The 759-nt window shown below is 34.8% G+C and carries 1 protein-coding gene; it reads right to left on the reverse strand.

Translation table 11 applies throughout. The features are described 5' to 3' along the window. Positions 1-759, reverse strand: a 759-nt coding sequence (locus tag Q0820_RS16900) for a hypothetical protein (protein WP_298489472.1), incomplete at both ends; no start/stop codon positions are given.

The raw sequence follows: 759 nt of genomic DNA on the forward strand, positions 1-759 counted from the left end.
TTTCCATTATCAGTAACGGTAATTAATACTTGTTCAGGATTAGCAATATCACAAGTAATAGCATCTACTTGAGAAACAACAGCAGTAAATGTATTAATAGGGTTAATAATAACAGTATCATCATCTGTACAACCATTATTATCTCTAACAGTTACAGTAATATTTTGTACAGCCCCAGTATCCACAACATCAAAAGTATTAGTTGTAAAGAAGTTAGTACCATCTATACTGAAAGTATAAGGAGCAGTACCAGTAGTAGGAATATCTGCAGTAATGGTTGCAATACTTGTGGTGTTATCCGCAGCACAAGTAAAGTCTGTTGTTAAAGTTGCATTAGCTACTAATATAGTAGGTTCAATAATTTCAATACTATCGGTTTCTGTACAACCTCTATCCGAAGTTACTGTAATAGCGTAAGTACCAGGATTAAGATTTGTAAATATACCAGTACCATTAGTTTGAGCCGGGTCTACCCCATTATCAATAGTAAAAGAATATGGTGGATTATCATTTACACCAACAGCAGGAGTTACTAAACTAACCGTAATGGTTCCGTTAGCATCACCATTACAAGTAATATCTGTTTTTTGTGTTGTGTTTAGCGTAACAGCAGTAGGCTCTTCTAAAGATATTGGAGCATCGGCTGTACAATTAGGAGTACCTAACGTATTATCTGTAATTCTAACAATGTAGTCACCAAATCCTACTCCAGTAAATTGATTAGCAGTTGGAGCTATACCTGTTGCAGATAAATCTGAA

The organism is uncultured Maribacter sp. (genome assembly GCF_947495965.1).
Lineage (GTDB): Bacteria > Bacteroidota > Bacteroidia > Flavobacteriales > Flavobacteriaceae > Maribacter_B.